Origin of the sequence: Pseudomonas putida (assembly GCF_050990305.1) — a bacterium.
In the GTDB taxonomy this organism is placed as follows: Bacteria; Pseudomonadota; Gammaproteobacteria; order Pseudomonadales; family Pseudomonadaceae; genus Aquipseudomonas; species Aquipseudomonas putida_AH.
In genome coordinates this window covers 2,965,611-2,981,297 of the sequence record NZ_CP158817.1, presented here as the reverse complement: position 1 = coordinate 2,981,297, position 15,687 = coordinate 2,965,611, and the positions used below count along the sequence as shown (strand labels likewise).

General features: G+C 60.7%; 13 protein-coding genes. 11 read left to right on the top strand and 2 right to left on the bottom strand.

Annotation, left to right across the window (positions count from 1 at the left end):
- Positions 1-8 precede the first annotated feature (8 nt).
- Positions 9-2,354, bottom strand: a complete 2,346-nt coding sequence (gene pvdQ, locus ABTV22_RS13575) for a bifunctional acylase PvdQ (protein WP_433740850.1) — start codon at positions 2,352-2,354, stop codon at positions 9-11.
- A gap of 247 nt (positions 2,355-2,601) precedes the next feature.
- Between pvdQ and ABTV22_RS13570 the strand changes: the two genes are divergently transcribed.
- Positions 2,602-2,973 carry a fe2+ zn2+ uptake regulation protein gene (locus tag ABTV22_RS13570; RefSeq protein WP_433740849.1) on the top strand — a complete coding sequence of 124 codons (372 nt, stop codon included), beginning with the start codon at positions 2,602-2,604 and terminating at the stop codon, positions 2,971-2,973.
- Positions 2,974-3,119: 146 nt separating this feature from the next.
- On the opposite strand, the gene ABTV22_RS13565 is transcribed toward ABTV22_RS13570, so the two are convergent.
- Positions 3,120-3,308 (bottom strand): hypothetical protein, encoded by a 189-nt coding sequence (locus ABTV22_RS13565; protein WP_433740847.1) that lies wholly within the window; start codon positions 3,306-3,308, stop codon positions 3,120-3,122.
- Positions 3,309-3,465: 157 nt separating this feature from the next.
- On the opposite strand from ABTV22_RS13565, the gene ABTV22_RS13560 reads away from it, so the two are divergent.
- The 10 genes from ABTV22_RS13560 (at position 3,466) to ABTV22_RS13515 (ending at position 15,675) form a co-directional block, all read left to right on the top strand.
- Positions 3,466-3,603 carry a hypothetical protein gene (locus tag ABTV22_RS13560; RefSeq protein WP_175380183.1) on the top strand — a complete coding sequence of 46 codons (138 nt, stop codon included), beginning with the start codon at positions 3,466-3,468 and terminating at the stop codon, positions 3,601-3,603.
- A gap of 212 nt (positions 3,604-3,815) precedes the next feature.
- Positions 3,816-4,262: a DUF411 domain-containing protein gene (locus tag ABTV22_RS13555; RefSeq protein WP_433740846.1), complete on the top strand. Its 447-nt coding sequence runs from the start codon at positions 3,816-3,818 to the stop codon at positions 4,260-4,262.
- On the top strand, positions 4,262-4,696 hold the full coding sequence (locus ABTV22_RS13550; protein ID WP_433741389.1) for a YqaA family protein: 435 nt from the start codon (positions 4,262-4,264) through the stop codon (positions 4,694-4,696). The genes ABTV22_RS13555 and ABTV22_RS13550 overlap by 1 nt, the downstream gene beginning before the upstream one ends.
- An 83-nt stretch (positions 4,697-4,779) precedes the next feature.
- Entirely contained in the window at positions 4,780-5,802 is a 1,023-nt protein-coding gene (locus ABTV22_RS13545; RefSeq protein WP_433740845.1) for an alpha/beta fold hydrolase, read from the top strand.
- A gap of 13 nt (positions 5,803-5,815) precedes the next feature.
- Complete coding sequence (locus tag ABTV22_RS13540) at positions 5,816-6,769, top strand: D-2-hydroxyacid dehydrogenase family protein (RefSeq protein ID WP_433740843.1); 954 nt, start codon at positions 5,816-5,818, stop codon at positions 6,767-6,769.
- Between the two features lie 32 nt (positions 6,770-6,801).
- A complete protein-coding gene (locus tag ABTV22_RS13535; protein WP_433740841.1) occupies positions 6,802-7,011 on the top strand; it encodes a hypothetical protein in 210 nt (69 codons plus the stop codon).
- Between the two features lie 353 nt (positions 7,012-7,364).
- Positions 7,365-8,951, top strand: coding sequence for a glycogen synthase GlgA (glgA, locus tag ABTV22_RS13530; protein WP_433740839.1), 1,587 nt, complete (start codon positions 7,365-7,367; stop codon positions 8,949-8,951).
- Between the two features lie 84 nt (positions 8,952-9,035).
- Positions 9,036-10,829, top strand: a complete 1,794-nt coding sequence (gene treZ / locus ABTV22_RS13525; RefSeq protein ID WP_433740837.1) for a malto-oligosyltrehalose trehalohydrolase — start codon at positions 9,036-9,038, stop codon at positions 10,827-10,829.
- A complete protein-coding gene (gene malQ, locus ABTV22_RS13520) occupies positions 10,826-12,904 on the top strand; it encodes a 4-alpha-glucanotransferase (RefSeq protein WP_433740835.1) in 2,079 nt (692 codons plus the stop codon). The genes treZ and malQ overlap by 4 nt, the downstream gene beginning before the upstream one ends.
- Positions 12,901-15,675, top strand: coding sequence for a malto-oligosyltrehalose synthase (locus ABTV22_RS13515; protein WP_433740833.1), 2,775 nt, complete (start codon positions 12,901-12,903; stop codon positions 15,673-15,675). The genes malQ and ABTV22_RS13515 overlap by 4 nt, the downstream gene beginning before the upstream one ends.
- Positions 15,676-15,687: the final 12 nt, after the last annotated feature.

Below are 15,687 nucleotides of genomic sequence, written 5' to 3'. Positions count from 1 at the left end.
CCCTCACATTAATGGGCAGCCACCTTCCCGGCCTTCTCATCCTGCTCGCGGATCGTCAGCGCCTGATACTGCGGATCGGACGTGATCTGCTGCTCGGTAAACGGCAGCACACTCAATTGCTTCTTCGAAAAGGCCAGGGTCTGGTCATTGGCGTATTTCGATGCCGGATCACTGGACAGTGAGAACGCCAGCAGCCCCCTGGCCTGCGGCCCCTTGTCGTCGAAGGTCACGACTTGCAAGTAGCTGGTGCCACTCACCACTTCGCGCTTGCCATCGGTGCGGGGCACACTCTGAATCGCGTTGTACACCCCCAGCGTCCCCGGACCACCGTGGATCGGCATTTGCCGGCCGCCACTGCTGGCCACCTGGATATCGCCCCAGCGGCTGTCCTGCTTCAGGCCTGAGGCCCTGACCTGTTCGACCGACGCCAACATTGCCTGGCGCAGCGCCTGTGCCACGGGTGGGCGGTCGACCGCCAAGCCACGCGGTGTGTGTTGAGGATCCCTCGGATCGAATGCCACTCGCCAGATGTCCGCAGCCTGCTCCAGCGGCTCCATGACATGCTGGAAATGCACGAAGCCCAGGCCACTGTCGAGGTTCGCTTTGCCATCCCACGCCTTGAGGCTGGCACACAGCGATGCCAGGGTTTTGGCATCCACCCCCAAATCGGCCGCGCAGAATTGCAGCAGGTCCGGCATCACTTGCGCAGCCTGATACACCTGATCGTCCATCACCATATTTTGCAAATCCGCGACCTTGAGCGGGCCGGTCTTGGCCAGTGTGCTCAGACGATCCAGGGCGAAGCGCGAGCGCAGGCCCAGTGGCAGACTGTCCTGGCTGATCAGCGGTGAAAAACCGGTGAGTGGCTGCGCCGGGTTGGCCATCCACGCCGAATCGTTGGAGTGTTGTACGAAGTCCTTGCGTAACAGTTGCGGCAATTTATCCGAGGCGTAAATGCCCTTTTGCGCGGCCTGCGGATCAATGTCCCAGGCGCATGCGCTGTTGGAGCCATCGAGAATAATCATTTGCAAGCCGATGCGCGGGTCACTGCATTGCGCCAGCTTCTGAGCACTGACGTTCGGCACTACCGACAGGTTCATGTACAGCGTTTGCCCCTGATCGTCCGCCGCCAGGGTGTTGACCCAAGGAATACCCTGGATTCTATGCACGCTGTCCTGAAAGTCTTTGAGGCTGTCGGCGCGATTCATCGCATACCACTGCTGCAGCACACGGTCGTTATCCAGATTGGCGTCGCGCAAGCTGTAGGCAAACTGGTTGTCCCAGTCCAGTTTGCCGGGCCATTGCACAATCGGGCCGAACTGCGAGCGATAGACCACATGGGAAACCGCCTTGACCGAACCGTCCGGCTGTTTCACATCCACCGTCAGCGTCTGCTTCTGCATCGGCAGGGATTGGCCGTCGAGCAAGTAGCGGGTCGAATCCTTGGGGTCCAGTTGCAGCCGGTACAGGGTGAAATGCTTGGACGAATCCACGGTGTGGGTCCAGGCCAGGTGCTGGTTGAAGCCGATGTTGATCATTGGCAGGCCAGGCAGCGCGGCCCCCATCACATCGAGCTTGCCGGGAATGGTCAGGTGCATCTGATAAAAACGCATGCCGCCGACCCACGGGAAATGCGGGTTGGCCAGCAGCATGCCGCGCCCATTGAAGGAACGCTCGCCACCCACTGCCACGCCATTGCTCCCCCGATCCAGGGCGAAACGCTGCTGACGCGAGTCGGCGACCTGGAACGCGATCGGTCTTGCGGCACGTGCGACGACGGCCGTCGGTGGCGTAGCCCCCGCCAACGCTTCGGCAAACTGCCCGACACCGCCTTCTACCAACAGTCGGCGGGTCAACTTGACCAGGTCCATGGCGGTAATCTCCCGCACCCAGTCCCCCTGGCACTGCGGCGGCAACCCTTGAGTCCGCCGCTCTGTCAGCGAACGGTTGTACCCGGCCACATAACCCTCGATCAGCGCCTGCACTTCAGGGGGCTGCGCCTGCCAGAATCCGGCGACCGCCTGCGGTGTGTTCAACCAAGTGAAGAAAAGATCGCTGACCCGGTTCTCGCGCTCTTCGACCGTCAGTTGGTCCGGTCCGAAAAAGCGCGACCGTTGACCGTTCACCGTAGCGATCTCATTGGCCAGCAGGCACAGATTATCCTGGGCATACACATAGCCGATGCCATAACCGAGCCCTCGCTCGTCCGCGGCACGAATGTGCGGCACGCCGAAACTGGTGCGGCGGATATCGGCACTGGCCTGCTCAGTCAGGCTTCGCGCATTGGCCGCAAGACTCAGCCCCAGAAATACACCCGCCAGGCTCAACCTGGCTAACTGGCTGGAAATAATCACACTCGCTCCTGATCGAAAAACGATGGTCACAGTTCTGCGTACTGACACGCACTGCGCATCCTGTTAGGGACGAAGCAAACGGCAAAAATTTAGGCGAAAGGACCGCGAATCAACGGTGCCTTACAGACTGGTCACGCGGCGATGACGAAATTTCTACATTTAAGTCTTCATGATTTGTGTGGTTGATACGTCTTGTTGTTAAGAGCGCCCACTTTTCCTGATCAGGCTCTGAAAAGGAGTTTTTGCAATGTACAACTCGCAACTGCCAACGGACGGTAGCAATGCGCCAAAGAGTACTTCCGTAGGGGCCAGTGTTTTCGAGGAGCGTACCGAGCGCCACGGCAACGAGCGGATTCGCTTTCTGCTCAAGAGCTTTGGCCTGCGAACCAGCCTGATTCGACTCAAAGTCATCGACGCCCTGCTCTCAGCCGCCGAAAACGATCGCAGCCTGGGGGTGCGCGGCGTGCACACGCATTTGCTGGAACTGGACATTCCGCTGTCCTTCCTGAGCGTGCGCGAGGTGTTGAAACGCCTGTGCAGCGAAGGCGTGATCGTGCTCAATGAAGACAAAAGCTACAGCCTGGATCCGCGGGCTGCCGCCGTTCTGCAACACCACTGATCACACCTTGTAGGAGCGAGCCCTGTGGCGAGGGGATTTATCCCCGTTGGACTGCGCAGCAGTCCCTTTTTTGGGGCCGCTTCGCAGCCCAACGGGGATAAATCCCCTCGCCACAAAGCCCGGCCCCACAATTAATCGCGTTTAGCTCAGCGCTTGACCTTGCGGCGCATCACACCATTGATGACCACCACGATCACCGCCACGCCAATGGCGATGTACTGAAACACCTTTTCGCTAATCACCCCGGTGCTCTGCAAATACGACAGGCCAAACATGATCCCCAGCACGGCCAGGACGATCAGAAGGGAGTATTTCAAACGTTGCGACTGGGTCATTAGGCTTTCCTGAAACTGATAAATGTATCCGCTTTGTATCCGAACGCGTACCAAGCCCCTACCGTTTTCCGGGGATGACACGCTGCGAACGGGGTCTCATGTTACAGCCGATGAAGAGATTTGGCTTCATAGCGGCGTTAACCATGAGGATTTTCAAATGTTGCGTCGAATCACTCTGCTGATTCCCCTGCTGGCCCTGCTGTCCCTGAGCGGTTGCATCGTATTCCCCCACGGTGGCTGGCACCATGATCACCATTACGACGACCGGGGCGGCCCAGGTTATTACCATCGTTAACCCTATTCGCATATCCAGCACCCTGAGCGCCTGATCCGGCGCTCAGCGGCCAACCTGACAAACTTGTCATCTGCCCCTCATCTACCTGACAGCGTTGGTCTACGATCATAAGGCTGTGCAGCTTGTAGTAATTAGAAACACTCCTTGAAGGTCTGGCCGGGAAAACCGGTCAGAATGCGTTTTTTCGCCCGCAATCCGAGACATTTTCCGACATGCGAACCCACCTGCGTCTGATCGCCCTAAGCGCCCTGTTCATGTCCACCCTGGCCCAGGCCGCCGACCTGATTCCGATCGAAGTCCATCGCGACGCCAATTGCGGCTGCTGCAAGAAATGGATCAGCCACCTGGAAGCCAACGGCTTCAAGGTCGAGGACCATGTCGAAGCCAACATGAGTCAATTCAAGCAACAACATGGCGTGCCACCGCGCCTGGCGTCCTGTCACACGGCATTGATCAACGGCAAGTTCGTCGAAGGCCATGTGCCGGCCGATCAGGTGCTGGCCCTGAGCAAACGCGATGACCTGCTGGGCGTCGCTGCTCCCGGCATGCCCATGGGTTCGCCCGGCATGGAAATGGACGGCATGAGCGATGCCTATCAAGTGATCGGCCTGAAAAAGGACGGCACAGACGTCGTCGTGGCGGACTACCCCGCCCATTGATTTTCGGCGCCTATATTGGCTTGTTTCTAGCGGCCTTCGGCGCCGCGACACTGCTGCCCCTGCAATCGGAAGCCGTGTTGGTCGGTCTCTTGCTCAGCGACAAGTATTGGCTATGGTCGCTGTTGGCGGTGGCCACGTTGGGCAATGTCCTCGGCTCGCTGGTGAACTGGTGGCTGGGGCGCGCCATCGAACGCTTCCGTGACCGGCGCTGGTTCCCCGTCAGCCCGGCTCATCTGGAAAAAGCCCGAAGCCATTACCAGCGTTACGGCCATTGGTCGCTGCTGCTCAGTTGGCTGCCGGTGATTGGCGATCCGCTGACTCTGGTCGCCGGCGTGATGCGCGAACCCCTGGGACGCTTCCTGTTGATCGTGACCCTGGCCAAAGGCGCCCGTTATGGCGCACTGGCCCTGATCACCCTGGGCTGGATGGGTTGAACCAAACGCGGTGGTGATGGCCTGTTTAATGTCGCCCTAATCAAGCCGATCCAGCATCGGCGGATTTCCAACGGAGTTCACCCATGCCCTTGCCCCTCACCCGCTGGCTGCCCGGCCTGCTGCTGACCGCCGCACTGCCCGCCATCGCTGCCGAAGGTCCGGCCTACGGGCCACAGCTCGAAGGCTTCGAATACCCCTACACCGTCAAGCATTTCGCCTTCAATTCCCAAGGCAAATCCCTGCAAATGGGCTACATGGACGTTGCCGCACACGGCAAAGCCAATGGTCGCAGCGTGGTGCTGATGCATGGCAAGAATTTTTGCGGCGCAACCTGGGACACCTCGATCAAGGCCCTGAGCGATGCCGGATACCGGGTGATCGCCCCGGACCAGATCGGTTTCTGCACCTCCAGCAAACCGGACAACTATCAGTACAGCTTCCAGCAACTGGCCAGCAACACCCAGCAATTGCTCAAGGCCCTCGGCATCCAGAAAGCCACCCTGCTCGGGCACTCCACCGGCGGCATGCTCGCCACCCGGTATGCCCTGCAATACCCCGAGCAAGTCGAGCAAATGGCGCTGGTCAACCCCATTGGCCTGGAAGACTGGAAAGCCCTCGGCGTGCCGTATCGCACGGTGGATCAGTGGTACGAGCGCGAACTGAAGCTCACGGCCGAAGGCATCCGCAACTACGAACGCAATACCTATTACGGCGGACGCTGGAAGCCTGAGTTCGATCGCTGGGTGGACATGCTCGCCGGCCTGAACAGGGGCCCTGGGCATACGCAAGTCGCGTGGAACTCGGCCCTGATCTACGACATGATCTTTACCCAGCCGGTGTACTACGAATTCCAGAACCTGAAGATGCCGACCCTGTTGCTGATCGGTACATCCGACACCACGGCCATCGGCAGCGACATCGCCTCCCCCGAGGTGAAGGCGAAAATCGGTCACTACGACACGCTGGGCAAACAAGTGGCAAAACGGATTCCCCAATCGACCCTGGTCGAATTCCCCGGCATGGGCCACGCGCCGCAGATGGAAGAACCGGCGCAGTTTCACCAGGCCCTGCTTGGCTGGCTGAACAAAACCAATCCCGTGCGTTAATGAGGTAAGGCTGATGGCGTTGCAGATTGCAGTGATTGACGATTGGCAGGACGTGGCCCGCAATGTGGTCGATTGGTCGCAGCTGGAAGACATCGGCCAAGTGAGTTTCCTTCACGACTACCCGGCCGACAACGAGACCCTGGCAGCACGTCTGGATGCGTTTGAAGTGATCTGTGTGATGCGCGAGCGCACCCGTTTCGATGAAGACTTGTTGCGACGTCTGCCGAAACTCAAGCTGCTGGTCACCGGCGGCATGCGCAATTTCGCCCTCGACCTGAACGCTGCCAAGGCCTTGGGTATCCAGGTGTGTGGCAGCGACAGCTACAAACACGCCGCCCCCGAACTGACCTGGGCGCTGATCATGGCCGCCACCCGCAATCTCGTGACCGAGGCCAACGCCTTGCGTGCCGGTCAGTGGCAGCAAGGCCTGGGGGGTGATTTGCATGGCAAGACCCTGGCCATCCTCGGGCTGGGCAGCATTGGCCAGCGTGTCGCCCAGTTCGGCCAGGTGTTCGGCATGCGCGTGATCGCCTGGAGTGAAAACCTCACCCCGGAGCGAGCAGCGCAAGCGGGCGTGACCTATGCCAGCAAGCAAGCTCTGTTCGAGCAGGCCGACGTGTTGTCGGTGCATCTGGTCCTCAGCGACCGCTCCCGAGGGCTGGTGGACGCCCAAGCGCTTGGTTGGATGAAACCTACTGCGCTATTGGTCAACACCGCACGCGGACCGATTGTCGATGAAGCGGCGCTGATCAAGGCCTTGCAGAAACGGCGTTTGGCGGGGGCGGCGCTGGATGTGTTCGAGACCGAGCCATTGCCGCCCCACCATCCGTTCAGGACGCTGGAGAATGTGCTGGCCACGCCGCATGTGGGGTATGTCAGCCAACAGAACTACCAGCTGTTTTTCTCCCAGATGATCGAAGACATCCGCGCCTGGTCTGCAGGAAACCCGATTCGCCTGCTGAACTGACACACGCACATTCTCCCTCTGTAGGAGCGAGCATGCTCGCGATGGTCGTTAACGATAACGTTGACTGCCTGACATCCCGTGGCGCTCTGTTGTCCATCGCGAGCATGCTCGCTCCTACAAAAAAACGCACCGCAATGGTGCAAACCAACTGTTCACCCACGCACACCGATGTGACAGTTGTGCTTCTTTTTCTGCCAATTTCACAAAAAAACCTGCACTTCGTCGGTGCGTTTGCCCCGTAATCCGGCACGTCCGTACCGCTTAAAACCGATTGTCGAACAATTTTGCCATTCGGACTTTACCGCTCTAAGTTCTGGTCTAGGCTGACGTTCGCGAGGCGAAACCGGTCGGTCACAAAGCGGAAAAATTATCGAAACTTTTGCCTTTCGTGGTCGGTCGACTGATTGGTAGGTGCGTTGCGACTGGTGCAATCCTTGCACAATCCTTGCAACGGTTACTCCACCCATTTTGCTTACGCACATTGGGCAGCGCCTGCTCAGCGATGTGCAGCGCTTTTGCGCCCGGCCACAGGAATTGGCCAATGAAACACCGTTTGCCAGAGCTAAGAATTAGATCAACAACACGGGAGATTCATATGATAAGTACGGCTTTAGATGTCCAGGGAGAACGTGCTCATCAGCATGTCGGCGAATCGAGCGCCGTGAGTGCCACCACCGCCCAATCCATCAGCGTTTCCGGCACCAGGTCGCTGCCCCCGGTTACTCGTCAGAATCCCAACCGGAAAAAAGTGTTGTTCGTCACCTCCGAGATTGCCGACCTGGTGAAGACCGGCGGCCTGGGCGACGTTTCTGCTGCCCTGCCACGGGCCATGACCCATCTGCACGATGTACGGGTGTTGATCCCCGGCTACCCGCAGGTGATGCACAGCGAAAACCCGATTCATATCATTGGTGAGCTGGGCGGCCATGCGGCGCTGCCACCTTGCAAGATCGGGCGCATGGACATGCCTGATGGCTTGGTCATTTATGTGTTGATCTGCCCTGAACTCTACGAACGCGAAGGCTCGCCCTACGGCGCCAACAACGGCCGCGACTGGCCGGACAACCATATTCGCTTCGCCCGCCTGGGACTGGCCGCCGCCGATATCGCCGCCAACCTGGCACAAATTCACTGGTGCCCGGATCTGGTGCACGCCCATGACTGGCCGGCCGGCCTGGCGCCTGCCTACATGCACTGGCGCGGACAGCGCACGCCGACCCTGTTCACCATCCATAACCTGGCCTATCAAGGTGTGACCAGCCTGGGTTCGTGCCCTGAATTGGGCATCCCCCATCACGCCCTGCAACAGGAAGGCATGGAGTTCTACGGCAAGATGTCGTTCCTCAAGGCCGGCATGGCCTATTCGAGCCACATCACCACTGTCAGCGCCACCTATGCCCAGGAGATCACCACGCCGGCCTTTGGTTGCGGCCTGGACGGTTTCCTGGCCGCCAAGACCCAGCAAGGCCTGCTCAGCGGCATTCCCAATGGCATCGACGAAAGCTGGGACGCCGCCACCGACACGCACCTGTTCCGCCCCTTCAGCATTGGCGATTGGGAAGGCAAGGCGGTCAACGCCGCCCACGTGCGCCAACTGTTCGGCCTCGAAGACTCCGAAGGTCCACTGTTTGCCGTGGTCTCGCGACTGGTCTACCAGAAAGGCCTGGACCTGACCGAAGCGGTTTCCGAATACATCGTCAAATCCGGTGGCCAGATTGCGATCATCGGTCGTGGCGAGCCTGAAGAAGAGCAAGCGATGCGCGAACTGGCCCTGCGCTTCCCCGGCCAAATCGGTGTGCGTATCGGCTTTAATGAAACCGACGCCCGCCGCATGTTTGCCGGCAGCGACTTCCTGTTGATGCCTTCGCGCTATGAGCCCTGCGGCTTGAGCCAGATGTACGCCCAGCGCTTCGGCTCACTGCCGGTGGCGCGTAATACTGGTGGCCTGGCCGACACCATTGAAAATGGCGTGACCGGTTTCCTGTTCGACGAATCCACGGTGCAGAGCTACCAAGAAGCCCTGAGCCGCGCGTTCAAGGTCTTCGCCTTTCCCGAACTGCTCAACGCCATGCGCTGCCGGGCCATGGCCGCACCTTTCAACTGGTGCAAGGCGGTCGAACCTTACGCCGAACTCTATGAACAACTGGTGGCTAAAGCACTGGGGAAATCGCACATACAGTAAGTAATGCTGATCACCTAACGTCCCTGTAGGAGCGAGCATGCTCGCGATGGACTCAAGAACAGCATTCAGTTAGAGGCTTTCAAGATGCCGTTACGGACCCTTGAGACCTGGCCCCACGGCGCAATCATGCTGGACGCTGAGCACACGCAATTCGCGTTGTGGGCACCAGATGCGTTTTACGTCAGTGTCGAACTGGAAAATGGACAGTCCTTGCCGTTGCTGCCTCAGGCTGATGGTTGGTTCGTGATCAAAACCCGATGCCCGGCGGGCACAGGTTATCGCTACAACATCGATGGCGAACTGGAAGTGCCCGACCCCGCTTCCCGCGCCCAGGCCGGGGACATCGACCAGCGCAGTCTGGTGGTCGATCCCCACGCCTACCGATGGCAACACAGCACCTGGCTGGGGCGACCGTGGAACGAGGCAGTGATTTACGAGTTGCATGTTGGTGCACTGGGCGGCTTCCAGGCCGTCGAGCAGCACTTGGCGCACCTCGTTGAATTGGGTATCACCGCCATCGAACTGATGCCCGTGGCGCAGTTCCCCGGCGAGCGCAATTGGGGCTACGACGGGGTGCTGCCCTACGCGCCCCAAGCGTCCTACGGTTCGCCCGACCAGCTCAAGCACCTGATCGACACCGCCCATGGCCACGGCCTGGCGGTGATTCTCGACGTGGTCTACAACCATTTCGGCCCGGACGGTAATTACCTGCATCGCTACGCCAAGGGCTTCTTCAATGAGGATGCACACACACCTTGGGGGGCGGCCATCGACTTCCAGCGCCGCGAGGTGCGCGACTTCTTTATCGACAATGCGCTGATGTGGTTGTTGGAATATCGCTTCGATGGTTTGCGCTTTGACGCGGTGCACGCCATCGACAGCCCGGACTTCCTTCAGGAATTGGCACAACGCATTCGCCAGCAAGTCGATCCGGCACGTCACGTCTGGCTGATGGTGGAAAACGAACATAACCAGGCCCGCTTGCTGGAGCACGGTTACGACGCGCAGTGGAACGACGACGGTCATAACGCCCTGCACGTACTGTTAACCGGCGAAACCGAGGCGTATTACGCCGACTATGCGCAAAACCCCACCGAACAACTGGCCCGTTGCCTGAACCAGGGCTTCGTCTTTCAAGGCCACATCAACCGCCATGGCAAACCCCGTGGCGAACCCAGCGGTCACTTGCCGCCCAGCGCCTTCATTCTTTTTTTGCAAAACCACGACCAGATCGGCAACCGCGCCTTTGGCGAGCGCTTGCATCAACTGGCGCATCCACAGGCCCTGAAAGCGGCAACTGCACTGTTGTTGCTATCACCGATGATCCCGCTGCTGTTCATGGGCGACGAGTGGGCCGCCGAGCAACCCTTTCTGTTTTTCACCAGTCACCACGGCGAGTTGGCGCAGTTGGTTCGCGAGGGACGGCGCAATGAGTTTGCCGCCTTCAGCGCCTTTGCCGATCCGCAACAACGCGAGCAGATACCCGACCCGAATGCGCCACAGACCTTCGAAGCATCTCGGCCTATGCTGACAGCTAACGGATCTTCGGCCATCCACGATCTGTATCGGCAACTGTTGCAGATCCGCCATCGGCACATCATCCCGCGCCTGCCCGGCGCCCAGGCACTGGATGCCGAAGTACTGGCCGAAGGCGCGGTGTCGGCACGCTGGCTGATGGGCGATGGCAGCCTGCTGCGCATTGACCTGAACCTGCGTGACAGGCCAGTGACTCACTTTGCGCAAGCCGATGCGGTGGTGGTGTACGAGTACCCGGCACACGCCATCGGCCTATTGGATCAGGGCACGCTGGCCCCTTATTGCGCGCTGGTAACCCTCAAGACCGCGCCCCCTTTGCTACCGGATGGAGAGCATCAATGAGCGATGCGCAGCTGGAAATACTCGCAAGCCGGGCAGGCCTGGCGGTGGACTGGATCGATGCCAACGGGCGTGCGCAGAAAGTCGCTCCGTCGGTCTTGCGGGCGGTCCTCACCGGGCTCGGCCACCCGGCCGGCAGTGCACAGGAAATCGACGCCAGCCTGCTGGAGTTGCAACAGGCGCAACAGACCCAACACCTGCCGCCATTGATCACCGCCGACGTGGGCATCAGCCTGAACCTGTCCCGTTATTTCGAACCCCGAACGCCTTGCGAGATTCACCTCGAAGACGGTTCGCGGCTCAACCTTGAACTGGACACCGAGGCGATGCTGCCGGGGTTGATCCCGGTCGGTTACCAGCATGTCAGCATCAACGGTCAATCCTTCACCCTGGCCGTGGCCCCCGAGCGCTGTTACAGCGTGGGCGATGCCGTTGACCACCCAATGCCCCGTGCCTGGGGCTTGAGCGTGCAACTGTATGCCTTGCGCCGCGCCGGCGATGGCGGGTTCGGCGATACCCAAGCCCTGGAAGACCTGGCGCGGGTGGCGGGTGAACGTGGCGCCGAAGCGCTGGCGATCAGTCCGTTGCATGCCATGTTCGCCAGCGATACCCGGCGCTACAGCCCTTATTCGCCGTCCAGTCGACTGTTCCTCAATAGCCTCTACTGTGCCCCCGGGGCCATCCTCGGCGAGCGTGCGCTGCGTGCCGCCATCGACGCCACCGGCCTTGCGGATGAACTCAGGCACCTGGAAAATCTGCCGCTGATCGACTGGCCCGCCGCCGCTGACGCCAAGCATCGACTGCTGGAGGCGCTGTATGACGGCTTCGTGCAAGGCGAACACCCGTTGCACGCCGACTTCAGCAGCTTCCGCCACGCCGGTGGCGAAGCACTGGAAAACCACTGTCGCTTCGAAGCCATTCAAGAGGCCCGAGCCGCCGAGGGCCAGAGTCTTGATTGGCGGCAATGGCCCGATCAATGGCGCGACCCACGCAGCACAGCGCTGGCCGAATTTGCCGAGGAAAATGCCGGGCGCATCGGCTATTACGCGTTCTGCCAATGGCTGATCGACCGGAGTCTGGAGCGCGCGCAAACCGCGGCCCGCGGCAGCGGCATGAGCATTGGCCTGATTGCCGACCTGGCCGTCGGTGCCGATGGCGGCGGCAGCCAGGCCTGGAGCCGCCAGGATGAGCTGCTCGCATCCCTCACCGTGGGTGCGCCACCGGACATGCTCAATCGCAACGGTCAGGGTTGGGGAATCTCCGCGTTTTCCCCCGAGGGCCTGGTGCGCAACGGCTTTCGTGCCTTCATCGAAATGCTGCGCGCCAACTTCGCCCATGCCGGCGGCCTGCGCATCGACCACGTCATGGGTCTGCAACGGCTGTGGGTGATCCCCAACGGTGCACCGCCTGCCGATGGCGCCTATCTCTACTATCCCGTGAACGATCTGCTGCGCCTGCTGACCCTCGAATCCCACCGTCATCAGGCGATTGTCCTCGGCGAAGACCTGGGCACCGTGCCGGATGGCCTGCGGGAAAAACTCATCGCACGGTCGATGCTGGGCATGCGCGTATTACTGTTCGAACAGGACAGCACCCACTTCAAGCCGATCCTCGACTGGCCGGACAACGCCTTGGCCACCACCAGTACCCACGACTTGCCGACCCTCAATGGCTGGTGGCATGGCCGTGACATCGACTGGAACGCCCGACTGGGCCTGATCGACGCCAATGCCGAAATCGAGTGGCGCCACCATCGGGAACGGGAGCGTGAAGGCCTGCGTCGCGCGTTGAGCCAGGACCCGCAGAATTTCCGTGAAGAATCCCACGAAACCGACCAGGTACTGGACGCCAGCGTGCGATTCCTCGGCCACACCCGTGCACCGTTGGTGTTGCTGCCGGTGGAAGATGCCCTGGGCATCGAACAACAGGCCAACCTGCCTGGCACCGTCGATACCCACCCCAACTGGTCGAGGCGCTTGCCGGGCTACAGCGAAGCCTTGCTCGACGATCCCGATGCGGCTCGACGCCTGGAGTTGCTCGCCGTCGCCCGGCTCCAGGCGGCCGAGCGTGATCAATGACCCTAGTGCATGCTCCACCGCTACGGGCCACCTTGCGCCTGCAATTTCACAAAGGCTTTACCCTTGATGACGCCGTACCGCTGGTGCCGTATTTCGCCGAACTGGGCATCAGTCACGTGTATGCCTCGCCGCTACTGAGCGCCCGCGCCGGTTCCATGCATGGCTACGACGTGGTGGACCCGACCACGGTCAACCCTGAACTGGGCGGCGAAGCGGCGTTGCATCGGCTGGTCCGCGCATTGCGCACCCATAACATGGGGCTGATCCTCGATATCGTTTCCAACCACATGGCCGTCGGTGGCAGCGACAACCCCTGGTGGCTGGACTTGCTGGAATGGGGACGACTGAGCCCTTACGGTGAGTTCTTCGATATTCAATGGCACTCGCCCGATCCGTTGATGGAAGGACAACTGCTGCTGCCCTTCCTGGGCAGCGATTACGGCATTGCCTTGCAGGACGGCACCCTGCCCCTGAGCTTCGATGCGCAGCAGGGAACGTTTCATGTCGAACATTACGATCATCACTTTCCGATCTGCCCCAGTCATTACGGCGAATTGCTCAGGGCGCACACCGAACCGCTCAAGTCATTGGCGGACCGTTTCAGTGCACTGAGCTATCAGACAGATGCCCACCGCCTGGCCGGGCCGTTGAAGGACGCGTTGCGCGAACTGGCCCGCGACCCGAAGGTGCGGGACGTTATCGCAAGCAACCTCAACGGTTACGACACCCTGACGTCGGAGGGTTTCCAGCGCTTGCACAACTTGCTGGAGCGCCAGAGTTATCGTCTGGCCAGTTGGCGCACGGCGGCGGACGACATCAACTGGCGACGTTTTTTCGATATCAATGAACTGGGTGGGCTGCGCGTCGAACGCCCCGCCGTGTTCGAAGCCACCCACGCCAAGATATTCCAACTGGTGGCGGACGGATTGATCGACGGCCTGCGCATCGACCACATCGACGGCCTCGCCGACCCTCGAGCCTATTGCCGCAAATTGCGCCGGCGAGTCGACAGCCTGGCACCCGGTCGGCATCTGCCGATCTATGTCGAGAAAATCCTCGGTAAAGGTGAAACCCTGCACCGCGACTGGTCCGTGGACGGCACCACCGGTTATGAATTCATGAACCAGCTGTCGCTGCTGCAGCACGATCCCCAGGGTGAACAGACCTTGGGCGAACTCTGGCATCGGCACAGCGAACGCCCTGCCGACTTCAACGAAGAAGCACGACTCGCCCGTCAACAAATTCTCAACGGTTCCCTGGCCGGGGATTTCGAAAGTGTCGCCCAGGCCCTGCTGCAAGTGGCCCGGGATGATCTGATGACCCGCGACCTGACCCTCGGCGCGATCCGTCGCGCGTTGCAAGAACTGATCGTGCATTTCCCGGTGTATCGCACTTACATCAGCCCGTTGGGGCGCTCGACACAGGATGAGGTGTTTTTCCAGCAAGCCATGGACGGCGCCCGGCTAACCCGCGGTGAAGCCGACTGGCCGGTGCTCGAAAACCTGGCCCATTGGCTGGGTGGCGAGTCTTGGCGCAAACGTGCGGCGGGACGCGTACGCAAGCGCCTTAAACACGCCTGCGTACGGTTTCAACAGCTGACTTCGCCGGCAGCCGCGAAGGCCGTGGAAGACACTGCGTTCTATCGCTCGGCGGTGCTGCTGTCGCGCAATGACGTGGGCTTCAGTACCGATCAATTCAGCGCACCGGTGGCCGACTTTCATGCCGCGTGCGCCCAACGCCTGGCCGAATTTCCCGACAACCTGCTGGCCACCGCAACCCACGACCACAAGCGCGGCGAAGACAGCCGCGCGCGCCTGGCGGTGCTGAGCGAACGCAGCCAGTGGTACGCCGAGCAGGTCGCACTCTGGCGCGCCCTCGCCCGTGCGCTGCGCAACGATGACCCGGCGCCGTCTGCCGGCGATGAACTGATTTTGTTTCAGGTACTGCTGGGCAGTTGGCCGCTGGCCTTGCGCTGCGATGATCCATCGGCCTTGCAGACTTACGCCGAACGCGTCTGCCAGTGGCAGCGCAAAGCCTTGCGCGAAGCCAAGCTACAAAGCAGCTGGAGTGCGCCCAACGATGCCTATGAACACGCTTGCCAGACGTTTGTCCAGGGCCTGCTGCTGGCACCCGAAGGCGAGCTGCTGCGCTCGGCACTGGCCAAAGCCGCCCATGCCATCGCCATCCCCGGCGCACTCAACGCATTGGCGCAAACCTTGCTGCGCATGACCGTACCCGGCGTGCCGGATCTGTATCAGGGCAATGACTTCTGGGACTTCACCCTGGTCGATCCGGACAACCGCCGGCCGGTGGATTACGCCAGTCGCCAGCAGGCCTTGCGGGAGGTCGTCGAGGTGCCGGAGTTGTTGGCGAACTGGCGAGACGGACGCATCAAGCAGCACTTGATCGCCAGGACTTTAAACCTGCGTGCCGAGTACCCGGCGTTGTTCGATCGGGGGACGTACCAGCCCCTGGAAGTCGCCGGCAGCCAGGCACAACGGGTACTGGCATTTGTTCGAGAACATGAGGGTAAACGGGCCATTGTCATCGTGCCGATTCGCTGCGCGCGCTTGCTGGAAAACAGTGCCGAACCTCAGGTCGGTGCGCCGCAGTGGGGCGATACACGGGTCCATTTGCCGTTTGCTACCACCGAAAAAAATCTCAAGGGACTTTTTTCCAGCGTCGCAGTCACACAACACAAGGAACTGTTGATCAGCGCCGCGCTGGGGGACTTCCCGGTCAATCTCTTTATCCAAACTACCGACACTTGAGTTGTTCAGGAG

Bases quoted from the DNA above. Each gene is read 5' to 3' on its own strand.
- ABTV22_RS13570 (WP_433740849.1), top strand. From the start codon at position 2,602: ATGTACAACTCGCAACTGCCAACGGACGGTAGCAATGCGCCAAAGAGT.
- ABTV22_RS13565 (WP_433740847.1), bottom strand. From the start codon at position 3,308: ATGACCCAGTCGCAACGTTTGAAATACTCCCTTCTGATCGTCCTGGCC.
- ABTV22_RS13560 (WP_175380183.1), top strand. From the start codon at position 3,466: ATGTTGCGTCGAATCACTCTGCTGATTCCCCTGCTGGCCCTGCTGTCC.
- ABTV22_RS13555 (WP_433740846.1), top strand. From the start codon at position 3,816: ATGCGAACCCACCTGCGTCTGATCGCCCTAAGCGCCCTGTTCATGTCC.
- ABTV22_RS13545 (WP_433740845.1), top strand. From the start codon at position 4,780: ATGCCCTTGCCCCTCACCCGCTGGCTGCCCGGCCTGCTGCTGACCGCC.
- ABTV22_RS13540 (WP_433740843.1), top strand. From the start codon at position 5,816: ATGGCGTTGCAGATTGCAGTGATTGACGATTGGCAGGACGTGGCCCGC.
- ABTV22_RS13535 (WP_433740841.1), top strand. From the start codon at position 6,802: ATGCTCGCGATGGTCGTTAACGATAACGTTGACTGCCTGACATCCCGT.
- glgA (WP_433740839.1), top strand. From the start codon at position 7,365: ATGATAAGTACGGCTTTAGATGTCCAGGGAGAACGTGCTCATCAGCAT.
- treZ (WP_433740837.1), top strand. From the start codon at position 9,036: ATGCCGTTACGGACCCTTGAGACCTGGCCCCACGGCGCAATCATGCTG.
- malQ (WP_433740835.1), top strand. From the start codon at position 10,826: ATGAGCGATGCGCAGCTGGAAATACTCGCAAGCCGGGCAGGCCTGGCG.
- ABTV22_RS13515 (WP_433740833.1), top strand. From the start codon at position 12,901: ATGACCCTAGTGCATGCTCCACCGCTACGGGCCACCTTGCGCCTGCAA.